This is a genomic window from Variovorax paradoxus, from assembly GCF_000834655.1.
Classification (GTDB): Bacteria; Pseudomonadota; Gammaproteobacteria; order Burkholderiales; family Burkholderiaceae_C; genus Variovorax; species Variovorax paradoxus_F.
In genome coordinates, this window is sequence record NZ_JXQQ01000033.1 from 96,654 (window position 1) to 113,202 (window position 16,549).

A 16,549-nucleotide genomic window follows, 5' to 3' on the forward strand; every position below is an offset into this window, starting at 1 on the left:
GGCGCAGCAATGGCGCTGGCTCAGACGCCGGGTCGCTTGCGACCGCTGATCAACGTGAGCAACGCATGCGGCTGCAGCGGCTTGCCCAGGTGCGCGTCGAAGCCGGCTTCGGTCGCCTTGGCGTGATCCTGCGGCCGGGTGAACGCCGTGTGAGCCACCGAGAACAGCCGCGGCCTGCCGAGCGCATGCTCGCGTTGGCGCACTTCCCGGATCAGGTCGTAGCCGTCGCGTCCCGGCAGCCCGATGTCGCTGAGCAGCACGTCGGGCCATTTCTGGTCGAGCAACTGCATGGCGCTTTCGCAGTCCGTGCCCAAGCGCACGGTAGCGCCCGCGTCCGTCAGCACGACGGTCATGATTTCGCTGGCATCGGCGTTGTCTTCCACCACGAGCACATCGAGGCCGGCGAGCAGGCGGTCGTTGATCACCGCCGGGCGTGCATCGAGGGCGTCCAGCAGCACGATCGGCGCATCGTCCGAAGGCACGACCCCCAGCGTCACGCGCAGCGTGGTGCCGAGCCCTTCGCCCTCGCTGTGCGCCCAGACGTCGCCGCCGTGAAGTTCGGCCAGGTTCTTGACGATCGAGAGTCCGAGGCCAAGCCCGCCGTGGAAGCGGTTGTCCGGCGAGTCGTTCTGCGAGAAGCGGTCGAAAAGGTGCAGCAGAAAATCCTGGCTGATGCCGCGCCCGAAGTCCTGCACCGAAAGGTCCAGCAGATCGCCCTCGCGATGCAGGTGGATGAGGATGCGCCCGTCCTCGTGGGAGAACTTGATCGCGTTCGACAGCAGATTCCAGACGATCTGCTGGAAGCGGGTGGCGTCGAGCCAGGCGGGCGGGTCGGCAGGTCCCGCCTCGAACACGATGTCCAGCCGCTTGGCAGCGGCCGGCGCGGCCAGCGCCTCGATGGCCGAGACCACCAGGCCGCGCGGCTCGATCCACTCGCGGTGCAGCCGCAGCTTGCCCGAGCTGATGCGCGAGACGTCCAGGATGTCGGCGATCAACCGCGTTTGCGCCTTGACGCTGCGGTCGATGGCTTCGAGTCCCTTTTCCATCTGCTCCGGCGTGCGCTTGCCCACCTTCAGCAGATGCACCCATCCGCCGATCGCGTTGAGCGGGTTGCGCAGTTCGTGCGAAAGCACGGCGACGAAATCGTCCTTCGTGCGGCTCAGGCGCTCGGCCGCGACGCGCGCGGCCTGCTCGCGCTCGAGCACTTCGCGGCGGCGCGTTTCGAGTTCGAAGCGCTCGGACACGTCCAGTGCGATGCCCACGCGCAAGCCTGGCTCGATGGGGGCAGACATCGTCCATTCGAGCCGGATCCAGGAGGCGTCTTGCCGAAGCAGCGGGAATTCGCCTTTCCACGGTGCCCCCAGGGCGGGCGTGAGCGAGGCGCCGCCCGTGTGGGCCTCGACGAAGGCTGTCCATTCGTCGGGTGCGAAGGCGCTGACAGGCTGGCCGATCAACGCGTCGCGCGACTGCCCCAGCATCCCGACCATCGCGGGATTCACGTCGGCGAACCGGCCGTCGGCGTCGATCAGCGCCATGCCTGTGGGCGCATGGTCGTAGATGGCACGAAATCGCGCTTCGCTGCTTCGCTGCTTTTCCTCGGCCATGCGCGCGCGGATCAGCGCTTGCAAGGTCGCGACGAGAACCGGGGGTTCCACAGGATGCACCAAGTAGGCGTCGGCACCCGCGTTGAGGCCCGCCACCTTGTCCTCGTTGCGAACGAACGTGGCCGATAGATGCACCACCGGCAGCGTTGCGGTCGAAGGCTTGACGCGCAGTTCGCGGCACACCTCGAAACCGCTGAAGTCGGGCAGGTGCACGTCGAGCACCACGGCCGAAATCTGATGCGTGGCGAGCATGAGCGCTTCGCCGCCGGTACTCGCCTGGCGCGTCTGAAAACCGGCGGCGCGGATCACGCGCTCGGTGGCGTAGCGCGTGGTGGGGTTGTCGTCCACCACAAGCACTGTGTGGCGCGATCGGTCGATCGTGGTGTTTATCAGCGGCTCGGGCGACATGGCTAGTCCGGTTGCGCCGCGGGCTGGCGCTGCAGCTGCACCGGCAGCGTCACGGAGAACACCGAGCCCTTGCCGAGTTCGCTTGCCACTTCGACCCGGCCGCCCAGCAGCCCCGCGAGCTGCCTGCACAGGGACAGGCCCAGACCTGTGCCGCGCAGGCGCTTTTGCACCGGCGAGTCGACCTGGGAGAAGTCGTCGAACACCGCGGCATGGTGTTCGGGCGCGATACCGATGCCGGTGTCCGCGACCGAAAACCGGATCGAGTCTTCGCCCACCGGCATCGCCGTCACCCGCACCTCGCCATGTGGCGTGAACTTCAACGCGTTGGAGATGAAGTTGCGCAGGATCTGAGAGAGCTTGCGGTCATCGGTGTAGAGCTTGGGCAGGCCTTCGGGCTCCTCGAAGATCAGCGCGGTGGCCGGGTTGTGCAGCACCGGGCGGAACATGCCGCGCAGCGCGGAGAAGAGGTCGACCATCTCGAACCACGCCGGCGAGATGTCGACGCGGCCGGCCTCGATCTTGGCCAGGTCGAGCAGGTCGTCGACCATTTCGGCCAACTCGGTCGCGGTGGTGTCCACGAAGCCGACCTGCTTTTCCTGCTCGGGGGTCAGCGGCCCGTCGACCCGATCGCTGAGCAGCCTTGCGATGCTGCGGATCGCGCTGATAGGCGTGCGGAATTCATGGCTCATGTAGGCCAGGAAGCGGCTCTTGAGTTCGGTGGCCTTCTGAAGCTGCTCCGCCTGGGCGTCGAGCTCGGCGTAGAGCGCCACCACGCCGCGGTTGGTCTCCTCGAGCTCCGCGCGCAATTCGTCGACTTCGCGTCGACTGGCCGCAAGCGCATCTTCTGCATCGACCACGTCGGTGCTGTTCATTGGCTATTCCTTCCGGCGCATCACCACGATGGTCGCATCGTCACGGTGACGGGTATGGTCGCGCAAAAGGACCGCCGCGACCAGCGTGGGATCCCTCTGCAGCAATGGGCGGATGCGATCGACGCTCCAGCGCGTCTCGATGCCGTCGCTGTGCAGCACCACCAGCGCATGCGCCGGCAGCTCGAACGAGGTGATCTCGGGCTTGCGGATCTGCATGCCGGCGGTGCCGTGCTGGGTGACGATCGATTTGTCGAACACGCCCGACAGCACCCGGCCCACGATGTTGCCGGCGCCGCTGTAGGAGACAGTGCCGGCGGCTGCATCGACGCGCAGCGCGCAGATGGCGGCCCCGCGGGTGGTCTGCAGCGCGCGATGCACGCGCTGCACGGTCTCGCGCAGGTCGTCCTGCGGCGCGTCGGCGAAGGCCGCGGTGGCTGCGTCGGACGCCTTGGCCGCCTCGGGTCCGTGGCCCAGACCATCCGCCATGAGAAGCGTGGTCTGCCCCTCCTGGGTGAAGCCGGCCCAGCCGTCGCCGCACACCGACTCGTGCGGTGCGGGCAGGCAGACCGCGCCGATCTCGAGCGCTGGCGCGGTAGCGCTGCCCGCCGAGGCGCCGGGCGAGGCGATCTGGCGCACGCGCGCCACGCTCACCGTCCCGTCGGGCACGGAGGAATGGATATCGAATTCGTTCGCCAGCCGTCGCACGGCGCCCAGGCCGGTGCCCGGCGTGCTGCCCGAGGAGTGGCCGTCCTGCATGGCGAGCGGGATGTCCGGAATGCCCGGGCCTTCGTCGATGGAAATCAGTTCGACCTCGCTGGCTGTCGGGCGCGAAGCTATCAGCAGCCGGCCACGGGTGGCATGGCGGTGCAGGTTGGTGCCCAGCTCCGTCACCACCAACGCCAGACGGCCGGCATCGACCTCGCCCCAACCCATTTCCGCGGCGGCCTGGGCCGCATGCCGACGCGCCTCGCCCACGCGGCTCGCGTCGTCCATGGGAAACGCCTTGTGTGTCCAGCCCGTGGTCACTTCCACTTGGTGATACTCACTCGGGTGCCCTGGCCCGACGCCGACACGATGTCGAAGTCATTGACGAGCCGCTTGCTGCCGGGCAGCCCCAGGCCCATGCCGCTGCCGCTGGTCCAACCGTCGGTCAGGGCCAGGGCGAGGTCGGGGATGCCGGGCCCTTCGTCCTCGAAGTGCAGCATCAGGCCGCGCCGCCCGTTGCGTTCGACGAATTCCCAGCGCATGCGACCCCCGCCGCCGTGGATGAGGGTGTTGCGGGACAGTTCGCTCGCGGCCGTGATCATCTTCGTCTGATCGACCAGCGAGAGCTTCAGATCCTGGCAAAGGGCGCGCACCATCTGGCGGCTGGCGACGATGTTCTGCTCGGTGAGCAGCGGCAACGTGCCTGAGGTTTCAATGGTCAAGGACGTTCTCCAGCCGGGAACGCCGCAGAAGCTCCATGCCGCGCTCGACGTTGAGCGCCGTCTTCACGCCCTCGAGGGACAGGCCGAGTTCGACGAGCGTGATGGCCACCGCGGGCTGCATGCCCACCACCACGGTCGTCGCAGAAAGGATGCGGGCAATGCCTGAAATGCTGGTGAGCATGCGCCCGACGAACGAGTCGACGATCTCGAGGGCCGAGATGTCGATCATCACGCCCGAGGCACCGGTCTTGGCGATGCGGTCCGCCAGATCGTCCTGGAGGGTCAGTGCGGTCTGGTCCTGCATGTCGACCTGGATGGTCACCAGCAGCGTCTCGCCCATGCGAAGGATTGGAATGCGATCCACGGCACGCCTTTCAGTTGTCGCGCGAGACGCGCCAGCCGGTCTGCTGCAGTGCGAGCGCGAGCGCATCGGCCAGCGTCGCCTTGGTGCGCACGCCTTGCAGGTCGATGCCCAGATGCACGATGGTCTGTGCGATCTGCGGCCGGATCCCGCTGATGATGCAATCGGCGCCCATGAGGCGGATCGCGGTCACCGTCTTGAGCAGGTGCTGCGCCACCAGCGTATCGACCGTGGGCACGCCCGTGATGTCGATGATGGCGAGTTCGGAGCCGGTCTCCACGATGCGCTGCAGCAGGGCTTCCATCACCATCTGCGTGCGGCTGCTGTCGAGCACGCCGATCATCGGCACGGCGAGCACGCCTTCCCACAGCTTGACGACCGGCGTGGACAGCTCCAGCAGCTCTTCCTGCTGGCGACGGATGATCTCCTCGCGGGCCTGCTGGTAGGTGGCCACGGTGTTCTGTGCCAGCTTGTCGACGGTGGTCGACAACGCCCAGAGGGAAGCGGCCATGGCGACTGGGTCCGCGGCCAGGCGCTTCTGGATGGCGGCGAAGAGCGGTTTTTTCAGCGCGAGCACGAAGAGGCTGGTCTCTGCGGCCGTCTGGCCTTTCGCTGCGCGCGTCTTGGACAGTGCGCCCAGTGTCTCGCGAAGGCCGGCCCAGGCGGGCGCCTCGAATCGCGAGGGATCGCCGTCCGCCTGCAGGCCATCGCGCAACTGGGCCAGGATGTCGGCCGCTTCGGCATGCGCTGCTCGGCGCGCGCCGGGTTCGCTCACCTGAGCTTCATCGAGCCAGGTATCGATGACGGTGGTTTCATCCTCGCGCAGGGTGGCCAGCAACGCTTGGTATTCGCTCTTCATGAAGTTCCTCTGGAATTTGGAGTGGCGGTCTTTCAACGACCTGCTTGTAGACCACGCTTGCGCCTGCCGCGAAAGGTCAAGTTACAGATCGTAGCCGGTGCATCCGTGCCCGGGCACGGTTTCGTCACCAAAGAATCGTCAGTTCGTGTAGGCCGTTTCTCACACGCGCAGGCGCCTCTAAGCGATCTTGTGAAGGGCCGCAATGTCTTTTGCTTGGGCTCGATCAAATGGCGATGCGATGTGGCTCCTGGTTTCGTCGGGTCGACCTAGCGCAATCGTGCAATGTCCGAGGCGAGCAGCTCCATGGGATTGTTGACGGTGTAGTAGCCGCCCCGTGCCAGCTTGGCGCGAATGGCCGCATGGATGGCGTCCATGTTGATGACGTACGCCAGCGTCAACGATTGCCCTGCGCTTCGTGCGCCGAAGTGATCGTCGAACACATCGCGACTGATCTTCACGGGCGTGCTCTCCCTGCCGCGGCGCATGCGCACTTCCAGCCACTCTTCATCTGCGTCGGTTGCAGTCGGTCTGTTTCCCATGCGTTTGCTTCGCCCTTCTGGACTCGCCGAGGACGTGGGCGAGCAAGCACGGCGATCGACGGGCCCTTCATGGCGGATGCACCGGTGCCGATGTCGGTTCGGCAAAAGGTCCGCAGGCGTGAGGCGTGACAGCCAGGAAACCTTAGGCAGAAGGGCCCGGCATGTCTGTCGGAGGTAGCAGCGATGCGCAAGGAAGGGGCGCCGAGTGTGAACGGGTTCACACCCTGGCGCTGCTGCGGACGATCTGGCGGCATCGTCCGTGGGCGATACGCGCAAACCGCATAACCAAGCGCGAAAACCGGATTTCCCTCCTGTCGAGCCGCAGGCAAGACTCGAAGGCTCTCCGACAACCTTCGTCTTCCCCGGATGCCCGGCATTTCCAGCAACCCTTCGCGCCCGCTTCGCCTCGGCTTCTTCAGCCGCCTGCTCGACGACACCTCCGCCGCCGAACGCTACCGCCTTGTCGCCGCGCAGGTCGCCCATGCCGAGGCCTTCGGCTTCGATTCGGCCTGGGTGGCGCAGCACCACTTTCACGAACACGAGGGCGGGCTGCCGTCGCCGTTCGTGTTCCTGGCCTACGTGGCCTCGCGCACCAAGCGCATCCGGCTGGGCACGGGCATCGTCACGCTGCCGCTGGAGAACGCAGTGCGCGTGGCCGAGGATGCGGTCGTGCTCGACCTGCTCTCGAAGGGCCGCCTGGAGGTGGGCGTGGGAACGGGGGGCACGCCCGAGTCGTTCGCCGCGTTCGGGCTGGACGGCAACGACCGCTCGGCCCTTTTCGCAAGACAGCTGGCCGCGGTTCGAGCGGCGTGGGCAGGCCAGCCGCTTGCGGGCGGCGACACGCTGTACCCCGCCGGCGCGCCATTGCTCGACCGCATCTGGCAGGCCACGTTCTCGGTGAGCGGCGGCACGCGCGCGGGGCAGGCCGGCGACGGGCTCATGCTCTCCCGCACGCAGCCGCGTCCCGAACACGCGCCCGATGCGTCGCTCGCCGATATACAGAACCCGATCGTCGATGCCTACCTGGCTGCGCTGCCGCCCAGCCGTGCGCCGCGCATCGTGGGCTCGCGCAGCGTCTTCGTGGCGGACACGCGCAAGGAGGCGCTGCGCCTCGCGGACATCGGGCTGCGCCGCTCGGCCGCCCGCTTCGCCGCCTCGGGGCAAGCCGGTCTCGCAGACCGTGCCGGTCCGGATGCCTCGCTCGAACAGTTGATCGCTGCCTATGACGTGCACGTCGGCTCGCCCGAGGACGTGATCGCTTCGCTGCGCGCCGACCGCACGCTCTCGCGCGTGACCGACCTGGTCTGCCAGGTGCATTCGGTCGATCCGCCGCACGAGGCGATCCTGCGCTCCATCGAACTGACCGCCACCGTGGTCGCGCCGGCCCTGGGCTGGGCGCGGGGCGAGGGCGTGTCGGACCTTCAATCCCTTGCACTTCTCTAGGCTGGACTTCCCATGAACGCCACGGTTTCTTCTCCTGCATCGGCGGTGCCCGATGTGATCGACCGGCTCGTCGGCATCGCGCCGGGCAGCCATCTCGACGAGGTTCGCGCGCAGCGCGAGCAGGCGCGCACGAACGCGCAGCAGAGCTACCTCTCGCTGTTCGCGCCGACGCCGCCCGTGTTCGGCGACTTCGAGATCGCGGACCGGTTCGCCATCGCCGCCTTCGTGGCCGGACTGCACGGGCACCCCGACGTGGCGCGCTTCTATGCCGACGCGATGGCCGGGCAGGGCGCGCGCACGGGGTTGGCCGAGGCCATCGCCATCGAAACGCAGCGAGGCGCCGCGGAAGGGCCTTATGGGCGCTATCCCGCGGGCCCGCTCAGTGCAGAGGACGTGCCCGGACCTTCCTATGCTGTCGACGCCGCGCAGCACGCGGTGCTCGGCGAGCGGCTTTCGGCCGGCCTCGCGCATGCGCACCTGCTGGTCTTCCATCCGCGCGATGCGAGCCCGGCCGCGCTGCAGGCGCTGCTCGATGCCGGCTGGACGAGCACCGGGATCGTGACGCTGTCGCAGCTCGTGGCATTTCTCGCGTTCCAGATCCGCGTCGTCGTCGGCCTGAAGGCGCTGGCGCAACGGCCCGTCACCCTGGTCGATTGACCGATCCGAGGCACCCCATGACCACAGAATCCACGCTGACCCATCCCGGCAACACCCACCCGAGCGTCTTCACGCAGGCGCAGCTCGAATGGCTGCCCTGGCTGGAGCCGCTGCCCGAAGCCGAACTGACCGAGCGGCACTTCGCCGGACTGGTGGACGCATCGCGCGCCAAGTCGCCTTACTTCCGCCTGCTGGCGCGCGACCCCGACATCCTGGGCGCGCGCACCCGCACCGACAAGGACATCTTCTACAACCCCGAAGCGGGCCTCCCGCGCGCCGAGCGCGAGCTTTCGGCGGCCGCGGCCTCTCGCTACAACGGGTGCATCTACTGCGCCGCGGTGCACGCGCGCTTCGCCTCGCATTTCTCGCAGCGCACCGGCGACGTGCAGCGCCTGCTCGACGAAGGCGTGAAAGCCGACCTGGGCGAGCGCTGGAACGCGATCGTCGCGGCCTCGGTCGCGCTGTCGGCCACGCCTTCGGCGTTCGGGCCCGAGCACATCGAGCTGCTGCGCGCGCAGGGGCTGGACGACCTGGCGATTGCCGACGTGATCCACGGCGCGGCTTTCTTCAACTGGGCCAACCGCCTGATGCTGTCGCTGGGCGAGCCGCAGGAGAACGCGGGCGCCTGAGCACTCCGGCGTTCGTTCACCAGGCCAGTTGCAGCCGCTGCGGCACGGCGCCGATGGGCAGCCCCCCACGCGGCGGCGGCGTCACCCGCGGATGCGGCTCGGTGTCCAGGAAATCGCTCAGCACATCGTCCCGCAACCGGATGAACGCCGGATCGCTCCGGTTGCGCGGATGCGGCAGGTCGACATCGACGATGCGCCGGATGCGCCCCGGCGAGGGCTGCATCACCACCACGCGGTTGCCGAGGAACACGGCTTCCTCCACGTCGTGGGTCACCAGCAGCATCGTGATCTGCTCCTTCTGCCAGATGCGCTGAAGTTCGTTCTGCAGCCGCGAGCGCGTGAGTGCGTCGAGCGCGCCGAAGGGCTCGTCCAGCAGCAGCACGCGCGGGCGGTTGACCAGCCCGCGCGCGATGGCCACGCGCTGGGCCATGCCGCCCGAGATTTCGTGCGGCCACGAGCGCTCGAAGCCGCCCAGGCCCACCAGCGCCACATGCTCGGCCACCAGCTCGGCCTTTTCCTTCGCGCTGTAGGGCGCGTTGCGCAGGCCCACGGCGATGTTCTGCGCTACGGTGAGCCACGGAAAGAGCCGGTGGTCCTGGAACACGATGCCGCGCTCGCGCCCGGTGCCCGAGATCGGCTGGCCGCCCAGGAGGATCTGGCCTTCGTACTGGTCGTCCAGCCCGAGCACCAGTCGCAGCAGCGTCGACTTGCCGCAGCCGCTCGCGCCCACGATGCTCACGAAGCTGCCGGCGGGCACGTGCAGGTCGATGTGGTCCAGCACCTGCAGTTCGCCGCCGTCGGACTGCGTGTTCGCGTAGCGCTTGCCGAGGGCGCGGATGTCGAGTTCGTTCGAGGCGGTGATGGTTGCGTTGCTCATGGGTTCGATGGGTTATGCGATGTCATGCGGATACGGGCTGTGCCGAGCTGAAGACCGCAACCGTTCGGGCCGAGCTTGTCGGGGGGGGCGCGGCGCTTCGACAGGCTCAGCGTGAACGGGTTGGGGTCTGTTGGCTCGGCACAAGTCGGTTCAGGCGCGCCCCGTCCAGCGCGACAGCCGGCGCTCCAGCGCGCGTGCCGAGGCGTTCATGAGCCAGCCGACCAGGCCGATCACGAACATGCCGAAGATCACCAGGTCCATCTGGAAATGCTCGCTGCCTTCGATCAGCGTGTTGCCGATGCCCCGGCCCGCCACCAGCAGGTATTCGGCGCCGATGGTGGCGAGCCAGGAATAGATGAGCGCGAGATACACGCCCGTGAAGATCGAGGGCAGCGCCGACGGCAGCACCACCTGCGTGACGGTCTGCCAGCGCGTGTAGCCGTAGACGCGCGCCACCTCGAGCAGGCCGGCCGGCGCGGTGCGGATGCCGTCGCAGGTGTTGACCACCACCGGCACCAGCGCCGCCAACGACAGAAACACCACCTTGGCCACGTCGCCGAGGCCGAACCACACCGAGATCAGCGGAATCCACGCGAACAGCGAAATCTGCTTGAAGGTGTTGAAGCTCGGGCCGACGATGCGGTTGAAAAGGGGCGACAGGCCCAGCAGCGCGCCGAGCACCAGGCCCGACGTGGTGCCGATCAGGAAGCCCGTGGCCTCGCGCGCAAGGCTCGCGCTCAACGCGCGCCAGAGGCGGCCGCTCGCGACCTGCTCGACCGCGGTGTCGAACACCTTGGCCGGCGAGACCAGCAGCGCCGAGTTGACGACATCGAGCGAGGACAGCAGCCACCACAACGCGACGGCCGCCACCGGCAGCACGAAGCCGCGCCAGCGGCTGCGCTGCTCGGGCCGCAGCGGCTGCACGGCGGCCAGCTCGGCCGCATCCCGCGCAGCGGTGCGTGTCGCGCTCATGGCGCGGCTCCGCCGGCCCGGCGGCGATGCACCGCGGTCTCCAGCCTGTCGAGCAGGCGGTCGATGGCATAGCCGATGGCGCCCACCACGATCACGGCGGCCATCACCAGGTCGAGCTGGAACAGCTGGCGGCCGTAGACGATGAGGTATCCCAGCCCCTCGCTCGACGCCACGAGCTCCACCACGACCAGCGAGAGCCAGGCCTTGGTGAAACCCAGCCGCACGCCGGTGAAGAGCGTCGGCACGGCGTGCGGCAGCACGATCTCCAGCACCTGCTGGCGCCGGCTGTATCCGTACACGTCGCCCACCTCGCGCAGTGCGGCGGGCGTCTGGCGAAAGCCCTGCAGCGTGTTCAATGCCACCGGCACCAGCGCCGCCTTGGCGATGAGGATGTACTTCAGCGGCTCGCCGATGCCCACGATCAACAGCACGAAGGGCAGCCAGGCGAGCACCGGGATCTGCACCAGCGCATTGAAGGTGGGCAGCAGGTAGGCCTCGACGCTGCGCGACAGGCCCATGGCCGAGCCCAGCACCAGGCCAAGCAGCGTGCCCGCCGCGAAGCCGACGCCCACGCGCGTGAAACTGGTGCTCACGTGCAGCCACAGGTCGCCGCTCGTGGCGAGGTCGCGCAGGGTCTCCCATACGAACTGCGGCGGCGGCAGCACCTGCGGCGAGATCCAGCCTTGCTCTGCGCCGGTGAACCAGAGCGCCAGCAGCGCGACGGGCAGCAGCCAGGGGAGGGCGCGGTCGCCGATGCGGCGCCAGGGCAGTGACGATGCGAACGAGCGCGCCCCGGCGGACGCGGGCGCGTCGTCGCGAGGCCGCAGGACGGCTGTCAATTCCGCTTCGGCGCTCATCGGGCCGCGACCGATGCGGCTGCGCCGCCCTTGGGATTGCCCTTGGCGTCGTACGCCGTCCAGTAGTTCTCCAGCCCCTGCTTCTTCAGCGCGGTCTTCAGGTAGCGCGTGTCGAACCAGTCGTCGACCGTCACCTCGCGCCGGATCAGCTTGAGCTTGAGCGCGTCGGCCACCACGGCCTTGTAGCGGCCGACGATGAAGTCGTCCGCCAGCGGCGAATTGCGCAGCGCGAGCTGCTGCTGGTCGAACTCCGCCACCCAGGAAGCGACCGGAGTGCCGCTGCGCGCCCAGATGCGGAAGAGCTCGTCGCGGTTCTTCTCGTCCGATGACCAGTGCGCCGCACGCACGAACACATCGACCACGCGCTGCACCTCGGCCGGGTTGGCCTGCTCGAAGTCGCTGCGCACCAGGAGCGCCGCCTGCCGCGTGTACGACGGGTCCTGCCCCCGGGTGGAATACACCACCTTGGCGAGTCCCTGGTCGCGCACCTTGAACCACTCGTAGCCGCCGAAGGCCGCGTCCACGCCGTTGGAGACCAGCGCCGCCTGGGCGCTGCCGGTGTCCAGGTTCACGCCCTTGACGTCGCGCTCGGCCAGGCCGTTGGCGGCCAGCACGTTGATGGCGACGATGTGGCCGTTGGTGCCGCGAAAGATCGAGACGTTGCGGTCCTTCAGGTCCTTGATCGAGCGGATGTCGGACTTCGGCGGCGTCACCAGGTAGAGGTTGTTGCGCGCGCCGCTCACCACCAGGAGCTTGGTCTTCAGGCCGTTGGAGCGCCCGACGATCGCGGGCAGGTCGCCCTGGTAGGCGAAGTCGATCTGCTTGTTCGAGAGCGCTTCGTTCACCGCCGGGCCCGCGCCCTTGAAGAACAGCCACTCGACCTTCACGCCCGAGGCCTTGAACTCGTCCTCCAGCCAGTTGTTGACGCGCGCCACGCCGCCGGGCGAGCCGCCCCAGGTGACCGGGTCGCCGCCGCCCGCGGTGGCCACGCCGATGCGGATGGTGTCGGGCGCCGCGTGCGCGGTCAGCGCCGCAGTCGTCATCAGTGCAAGTGCGCTGAGCGGTGCTGCCCAGCGGCGAAGGCGAGTGAGCACGGTCGCGTTCATTTCGCGCCTTTCAGGCCCAGCTTTCGGCCGACCTCGGTGCCTTCGAAGAAGCGCGGATTGGACTCGGTGTAGAAGCGGTGCGGGTTCTCGAAGACGAAGGCCTTGAAGTCCGCGGCGGAGATCACGCCCTGTTGCACGAGGTCCCAGGTTTCGGCCAGCGGCTCGGTGAATTCGGGCACGTCCCAGTGGCCCACGTCGGATGACCAGATCGCATTGATCTTGGTGCCCAGCGGGTTCACCTTGGTGTTGAACGCGGCGGCCACGGTGCGGTCGTCGGCCTCGGAGCCGAAGTAGAAGTTGTCGACCCAGCGGTCGCGGATGTCCTCGACCTTCTCGATGCCGGCGAGCGCGAAGTCGTCGATCTCCGAGTCGTCCGGCTCGCGGCTGTGCGGCAGCGCAGAAATGCCCAGGCTGTCGCGCAACAGCGTCGACTTGTCGATGGTGCGGCCCTTGAGCAGGTCGCCGCCATAGCGCTCGAACAGCGAGGCGAGCAACTCGATGTCGGCTTCGGCCGGGTCGTAGTTGCGCACCACGTTCCTGTTGCGCTTTTCCCAGCGGTCCACCAGGTGCGTGTAGACATGCGAACCCCAGTCCGCGCCGCCTTCGAGCAAGGCCACGCGCAGGCCCGGGAAGCGCCGCGTCACGCCACCGAAGAACAGCGCCTTGGCAAAGGCCTGCGAGCCGTCGGCGAAGTGGCCGACGTGGTTGTTCATGTAGTTGCTGATCGACTGCCGTCCGGTCCAGCCCTGGCTGCCGTAGTGCGTGGTCACGGGCACGCCCAGCTCGACCACCTTGGCCCAGAACGGGTCGTAGTCGTACTCGCTGTCGATGCCGTAGAAGTCGATGTAGCCGGCCTGCTTGGCGATCTCGGGGTGCTCGGCGGCCGGGTACTTTTCGGCAATGGCGCGGATCGGCCGGCGCACGCCGCCGGCGATGTTGATGACCTTCAGGCCCAGCGTCTTGACCGCGAACTCCAGCTCCTCGATGCCTTCCTTGGGCGTGTGCAGCGGAATGCCCGCCACCGGCGTCAGGCGGTCGGCGTAGGGGCGGTACTGGTCGGCGTGGAAGTGGTTGATCGCGCGGTGCAGCGGCTGGCGGTATTCGCTGCCGGCCGCGGCAGGGGAGAGCACGTCGTTGGGGAACAGGATCGAATAGTCCGAGCCCTGTTCGCTCAAGCGTTCGTAGAGCAGCGCGGGCAGCGTGTAGGTCGCCAGGTCGTAGGTGTTGCGCGTCACGCGGGCCCACCAGGGCGCGCGCAGCGTGCGGTGGAACTGGCGCTCCTCGGGGGTCTGCTGGTACCAGTCCTTGCCCGCATTGCTGCGCGTGACGAAGCGTCCGCCCAGGGCCTTGCGCAACGCATCGACAAGCTTGTTGCCGCCGTACTGCGCCACGTAGTCCTCCAGCACGGGCGCGTAGTCGTTGACGTGGACATCCGTGTCGATCACGGGATGGTCGAGGCCGGCCTTCACGGCGGCGGAGCGCGATGCGTGCACGCGGTTCAAACGATCGTTCATCTGCGAATTCCTCGGTGGGGGAAGGGAGCGGAAAAGGAACGGCGCAGGCTACGCGCGGCCCACGCGCTCGCCAAAGAAGGCTTTTGGGATTGCTTAGCCGCTGCGTGCATATAGGCGATCGGGAGACCGCCGCATGCGGAAAACAGATATCGAAGCGCCCATCCGTTGTTTGGCTCCGAAAGCGGCGCGACTAACCTGCGACGCCCATGCCTTCTGCGCGACGCGGAAGGTGAACGAACAGAACCTGCCAATCAATCTCTCGAGGGATCCAGAACCATGTTGCTTTCCATCCGACGCGCACTTTCCGCTGCAGCGCTTGCCGCTGCCAGCCTTGCCGCCACCTCTCACGCCCAGGAGGTGCTGCGTGTGGCCGCTTCGCCGGTGCCGCACGCCGAGATCCTCGAATTCATCCGGCCGCAGTTGAAGGCGCAGGGCGTGGACCTGCAGGTCAAGGTGTTCAACGACTATGTGCAGCCGAACCTGGCCGTGAGCGACAAGCAACTGGACGCGAACTTCTTCCAGAACCGCCCCTACCTGGAGTCCTTCAACAAGGACCGCAAAACCGACATCGTGGAAGTGCCGGGCAGCGACGTGCACATCGAGCCCTTCGGTGCGTACTCGCAGAAAATCAAGAAAGCCTCCGAGCTGCGCGAAGGCGCCGTCGTCGCGATCCCGAGCGATCCGTCGAACTCGGGCCGGGCGTTGTCGCTGCTGGCGCGCGAAGGCCTCATCAAGCTCAAGGACCCGAGCAACATCAAGTCGACCGCGCGCGATATCGTCGCCAATCCGAAGAAGTTGGTGATCCGCGAGCTCGAATCGGCGCAGCTCCCGCGTGCGCTGCCCGACGTGGACCTGGCGCTCATCAACACCAATTACGCGCTGGAGGCCAAGCTCGACCCGAGCAAGGACGCGCTCTTCATCGAAGACGGCCGAAAGTCGCCGTACGCCAACTTCATCGCCACGCGCAAGGACAACGCGGCATCGCCGGCCGTCGGCAAGCTGGTGGCGGCGCTGCACACGCCCGAGGTGCGCAAGTTCATCCAGGACAAATACAAGGGCGCGGTGATCCCGGCCTTCTGATGGTGTACAGCGCGCGCCTTCGGCCTACGCGAATGTCCGCCGCCCGCTGAGCAGGGCCGGCGCGTTCGCAGGCGAGGCTTGGTCGTGAGATCAACCTACAAGGAAAGGCTTTCCCCATGAGCGCCAACCACACCCGGCTTTCGGGCCCGATTGCAGAAGAACTGACGCCACTGGAGATTTCCCAAGGCATCCTGGAAAGCGAAGAAAACCCGAGCGCCCTGCGCGCGGTCACGCCGCTGGAGCGGGCCGCTTCAGGCGAGGGCGGCGGCGGTGAACCGCAGCGCTCGCGCATCGGCCGGTTCCTCTTGAACCCGGTCGTGCTGGGTGGCGCTGCCGCGACGGGCGTCGGCCTGATCCTGGCGCTGGCGTTTGCGAAGAAGTCGCCACGCGCCGAACTGCGGTCGCACCTGCGAGCGCTAGGCTCGTTCAGGTTCTGAGACGGATGCGGCGCGAACAGGCGCCGCATTCTTTTTTCACCGATGAACGAATCTGCTGTGCGCAACGTGCCGTATTGAAGGCAGCCGCCGCGCATTTTCGCGGCGTGCTCGTCACACCACAGGAGCATCTTCATGCACAGCAAACTTCATCGCCTCGCAGCCGTCACTCTCGCCGTCGCGCTTTCCGCCGGCGCCTACTCGGCCATGGCGGCCAGTGTCATGGTCGGTGGCGCGCCGATGCTGCCCACCAAAGACATCATCGACAACGCCGTCAACTCCAAGGACCACACCACGCTGGTGGCTGCAGTGAAGGCAGCAGGCTTGGTCGACACGCTCAAGGGCCCGGGTCCGTTCACCGTGTTCGCGCCGACCAACGCAGCGTTCGCGAAGCTGCCGGCCGGCACCGTCGACACGCTCCTCAAGCCCGAGAGCAAGGATGCGCTGACCGGCGTGCTGACCTACCACGTGGTGTCGGGCAAGCTCGATGCGGCCGAGCTGAAGAAGGAGATCAAAGCCGGCAAGGGCTCCGCGGAGCTCAAGACCGTTGCCGGCGGCACGCTCGTGGCCAAGAGCAAGGGCGGCAAGATCACCCTCACCGACGAGAAGGGTGGCACTGCCACCGTGACGATCCCGAATGTCTACCAGTCGAACGGGGTGATCCACGTGGTAGACAAGGTGCTGCTCCCCAAGTAATTCCCCGGTCTTCCAGATCCCTGTCTTCTTCCAGCAAACATCGCGGGACTGGCTCCGCCAGGCCGCAGGTGTTGCCCCGGCAGGGGGAAGGCGGAGCGACACGAAGTGCGCGCACCCTGGAGGCGAGCAACAAGCCTTTTAAAAAAAACAGCCCGCACGAGGCGGGCTGGAAGGTGACCTGCTGGAGGAGGGAGGATCAGAGAGGATGCAGGTC

18 protein-coding genes are annotated in these 16,549 nt (G+C 67.5%); 6 read left to right on the forward strand and 12 right to left on the reverse strand.

Annotated features, from left to right (window positions below; translation table 11 throughout):
• Positions 1 to 20: 20 nt before the first annotated feature.
• The 7 genes from RT97_RS15855 to RT97_RS15885 form a co-directional block, all read right to left on the reverse strand.
• Entirely contained in the window at positions 21 to 2,012 is a 1,992-nt protein-coding gene (locus RT97_RS15855; RefSeq protein ID WP_042579744.1) for a hybrid sensor histidine kinase/response regulator, read from the reverse strand.
• Between the two features lie 2 nt (positions 2,013 to 2,014).
• Entirely contained in the window at positions 2,015 to 2,884 is an 870-nt protein-coding gene (locus RT97_RS15860) for a sensor histidine kinase (RefSeq protein ID WP_042579745.1), read from the reverse strand.
• Between the two features lie 3 nt (positions 2,885 to 2,887).
• The gene (locus RT97_RS15865) at positions 2,888 to 3,877 is read right to left on the reverse strand and encodes an ATP-binding protein (RefSeq protein ID WP_080898318.1); all 990 of its coding nucleotides are present in this window, start codon (positions 3,875 to 3,877) and stop codon (positions 2,888 to 2,890) included.
• 29 nt (positions 3,878 to 3,906) lie between these two features.
• Positions 3,907 to 4,311 (reverse strand): anti-sigma regulatory factor, encoded by a 405-nt coding sequence (locus tag RT97_RS15870; protein WP_042579747.1) that lies wholly within the window; start codon positions 4,309 to 4,311, stop codon positions 3,907 to 3,909.
• Positions 4,301 to 4,675 (reverse strand): STAS domain-containing protein, encoded by a 375-nt coding sequence (locus RT97_RS15875; protein ID WP_042579748.1) that lies wholly within the window; start codon positions 4,673 to 4,675, stop codon positions 4,301 to 4,303. Before RT97_RS15875 ends, RT97_RS15870 begins: the two co-directional genes overlap by 11 nt.
• Positions 4,676 to 4,685: 10 nt before the next feature.
• A complete protein-coding gene (locus RT97_RS15880) occupies positions 4,686 to 5,531 on the reverse strand; it encodes an STAS domain-containing protein (RefSeq protein ID WP_042579749.1) in 846 nt (281 codons plus the stop codon).
• A 266-nt stretch (positions 5,532 to 5,797) separates the two neighbouring features.
• Entirely contained in the window at positions 5,798 to 5,989 is a 192-nt protein-coding gene (locus RT97_RS15885) for a hypothetical protein (protein WP_155403824.1), read from the reverse strand.
• A gap of 447 nt (positions 5,990 to 6,436) precedes the next feature.
• Here RT97_RS15885 and RT97_RS15890 point away from each other — a divergent pair, with 447 nt between their 5' ends.
• The 3 genes from RT97_RS15890 to RT97_RS15900 are packed head-to-tail and all read left to right on the forward strand — an operon-like array spanning position 6,437 to position 8,799.
• Positions 6,437 to 7,513 carry a putative FMN-dependent luciferase-like monooxygenase gene (locus RT97_RS15890; RefSeq protein ID WP_042579751.1) on the forward strand — a complete coding sequence of 359 codons (1,077 nt, stop codon included), beginning with the start codon at positions 6,437 to 6,439 and terminating at the stop codon, positions 7,511 to 7,513.
• A 12-nt stretch (positions 7,514 to 7,525) separates the two neighbouring features.
• On the forward strand, positions 7,526 to 8,170 hold the full coding sequence (locus RT97_RS15895; RefSeq protein ID WP_042579752.1) for a CMD domain protein: 645 nt from the start codon (positions 7,526 to 7,528) through the stop codon (positions 8,168 to 8,170).
• A gap of 17 nt (positions 8,171 to 8,187) precedes the next feature.
• Positions 8,188 to 8,799, forward strand: coding sequence for an alkylhydroperoxidase domain protein (locus RT97_RS15900; protein ID WP_042579753.1), 612 nt, complete (start codon positions 8,188 to 8,190; stop codon positions 8,797 to 8,799).
• A gap of 16 nt (positions 8,800 to 8,815) precedes the next feature.
• On the opposite strand, the gene RT97_RS15905 is transcribed toward RT97_RS15900, so the two are convergent.
• The 5 genes from RT97_RS15905 to RT97_RS15925 form a co-directional block, all read right to left on the reverse strand.
• Positions 8,816 to 9,676: an ABC transporter ATP-binding protein gene (locus RT97_RS15905; RefSeq protein WP_042579754.1), complete on the reverse strand. Its 861-nt coding sequence runs from the start codon at positions 9,674 to 9,676 to the stop codon at positions 8,816 to 8,818.
• A 150-nt stretch (positions 9,677 to 9,826) separates the two neighbouring features.
• Complete coding sequence (locus RT97_RS15910; protein WP_042579755.1) at positions 9,827 to 10,648, reverse strand: ABC transporter permease; 822 nt, start codon at positions 10,646 to 10,648, stop codon at positions 9,827 to 9,829.
• Positions 10,645 to 11,505, reverse strand: a complete 861-nt coding sequence (locus RT97_RS15915) for an ABC transporter permease (RefSeq protein WP_042579756.1) — start codon at positions 11,503 to 11,505, stop codon at positions 10,645 to 10,647. The genes RT97_RS15910 and RT97_RS15915 overlap by 4 nt, the downstream gene beginning before the upstream one ends.
• Positions 11,502 to 12,611: an ABC transporter substrate-binding protein gene (locus tag RT97_RS15920; protein ID WP_042579757.1), complete on the reverse strand. Its 1,110-nt coding sequence runs from the start codon at positions 12,609 to 12,611 to the stop codon at positions 11,502 to 11,504. Before RT97_RS15920 ends, RT97_RS15915 begins: the two co-directional genes overlap by 4 nt.
• Positions 12,608 to 14,125 (reverse strand): amidohydrolase family protein, encoded by a 1,518-nt coding sequence (locus RT97_RS15925; protein ID WP_042579758.1) that lies wholly within the window; start codon positions 14,123 to 14,125, stop codon positions 12,608 to 12,610. Before RT97_RS15925 ends, RT97_RS15920 begins: the two co-directional genes overlap by 4 nt.
• Before the next feature lie 276 nt (positions 14,126 to 14,401).
• Between RT97_RS15925 and RT97_RS15930 the strand changes: the two genes are divergently transcribed.
• From RT97_RS15930 to RT97_RS15940, 3 genes are all read left to right on the forward strand, one after another.
• Positions 14,402 to 15,205, forward strand: a complete 804-nt coding sequence (locus RT97_RS15930) for a MetQ/NlpA family ABC transporter substrate-binding protein (RefSeq protein ID WP_042579759.1) — start codon at positions 14,402 to 14,404, stop codon at positions 15,203 to 15,205.
• Positions 15,206 to 15,321: 116 nt separating this feature from the next.
• A complete protein-coding gene (locus tag RT97_RS15935) occupies positions 15,322 to 15,642 on the forward strand; it encodes a hypothetical protein (protein ID WP_042579760.1) in 321 nt (106 codons plus the stop codon).
• Between the two features lie 132 nt (positions 15,643 to 15,774).
• On the forward strand, positions 15,775 to 16,335 hold the full coding sequence (locus tag RT97_RS15940) for a fasciclin domain-containing protein (RefSeq protein WP_042579761.1): 561 nt from the start codon (positions 15,775 to 15,777) through the stop codon (positions 16,333 to 16,335).
• The last annotated feature ends 214 nt before the right edge of the window (positions 16,336 to 16,549 follow it).

Excerpts from the sequence above, each read along its gene's own strand:
- RT97_RS15855 (WP_042579744.1), bottom strand. The coding sequence starts at position 2,012 with ATGTCGCCCGAGCCGCTGATAAACACCACGATCGACCGATCGCGCCAC.
- RT97_RS15860 (WP_042579745.1), bottom strand. The coding sequence starts at position 2,884 with ATGAACAGCACCGACGTGGTCGATGCAGAAGATGCGCTTGCGGCCAGT.
- RT97_RS15865 (WP_080898318.1), bottom strand. The coding sequence starts at position 3,877 with ATGGACGACGCGAGCCGCGTGGGCGAGGCGCGTCGGCATGCGGCCCAG.
- RT97_RS15880 (WP_042579749.1), bottom strand. The coding sequence starts at position 5,531 with ATGAAGAGCGAATACCAAGCGTTGCTGGCCACCCTGCGCGAGGATGAA.
- RT97_RS15890 (WP_042579751.1), top strand. The coding sequence starts at position 6,437 with ATGCCCGGCATTTCCAGCAACCCTTCGCGCCCGCTTCGCCTCGGCTTC.
- RT97_RS15895 (WP_042579752.1), top strand. The coding sequence starts at position 7,526 with ATGAACGCCACGGTTTCTTCTCCTGCATCGGCGGTGCCCGATGTGATC.
- RT97_RS15900 (WP_042579753.1), top strand. The coding sequence starts at position 8,188 with ATGACCACAGAATCCACGCTGACCCATCCCGGCAACACCCACCCGAGC.
- RT97_RS15905 (WP_042579754.1), bottom strand. The coding sequence starts at position 9,676 with ATGAGCAACGCAACCATCACCGCCTCGAACGAACTCGACATCCGCGCC.
- RT97_RS15910 (WP_042579755.1), bottom strand. The coding sequence starts at position 10,648 with ATGAGCGCGACACGCACCGCTGCGCGGGATGCGGCCGAGCTGGCCGCC.
- RT97_RS15915 (WP_042579756.1), bottom strand. The coding sequence starts at position 11,505 with ATGAGCGCCGAAGCGGAATTGACAGCCGTCCTGCGGCCTCGCGACGAC.
- RT97_RS15920 (WP_042579757.1), bottom strand. The coding sequence starts at position 12,611 with ATGAACGCGACCGTGCTCACTCGCCTTCGCCGCTGGGCAGCACCGCTC.
- RT97_RS15925 (WP_042579758.1), bottom strand. The coding sequence starts at position 14,125 with ATGAACGATCGTTTGAACCGCGTGCACGCATCGCGCTCCGCCGCCGTG.
- RT97_RS15930 (WP_042579759.1), top strand. The coding sequence starts at position 14,402 with ATGTTGCTTTCCATCCGACGCGCACTTTCCGCTGCAGCGCTTGCCGCT.
- RT97_RS15935 (WP_042579760.1), top strand. The coding sequence starts at position 15,322 with ATGAGCGCCAACCACACCCGGCTTTCGGGCCCGATTGCAGAAGAACTG.
- RT97_RS15940 (WP_042579761.1), top strand. The coding sequence starts at position 15,775 with ATGCACAGCAAACTTCATCGCCTCGCAGCCGTCACTCTCGCCGTCGCG.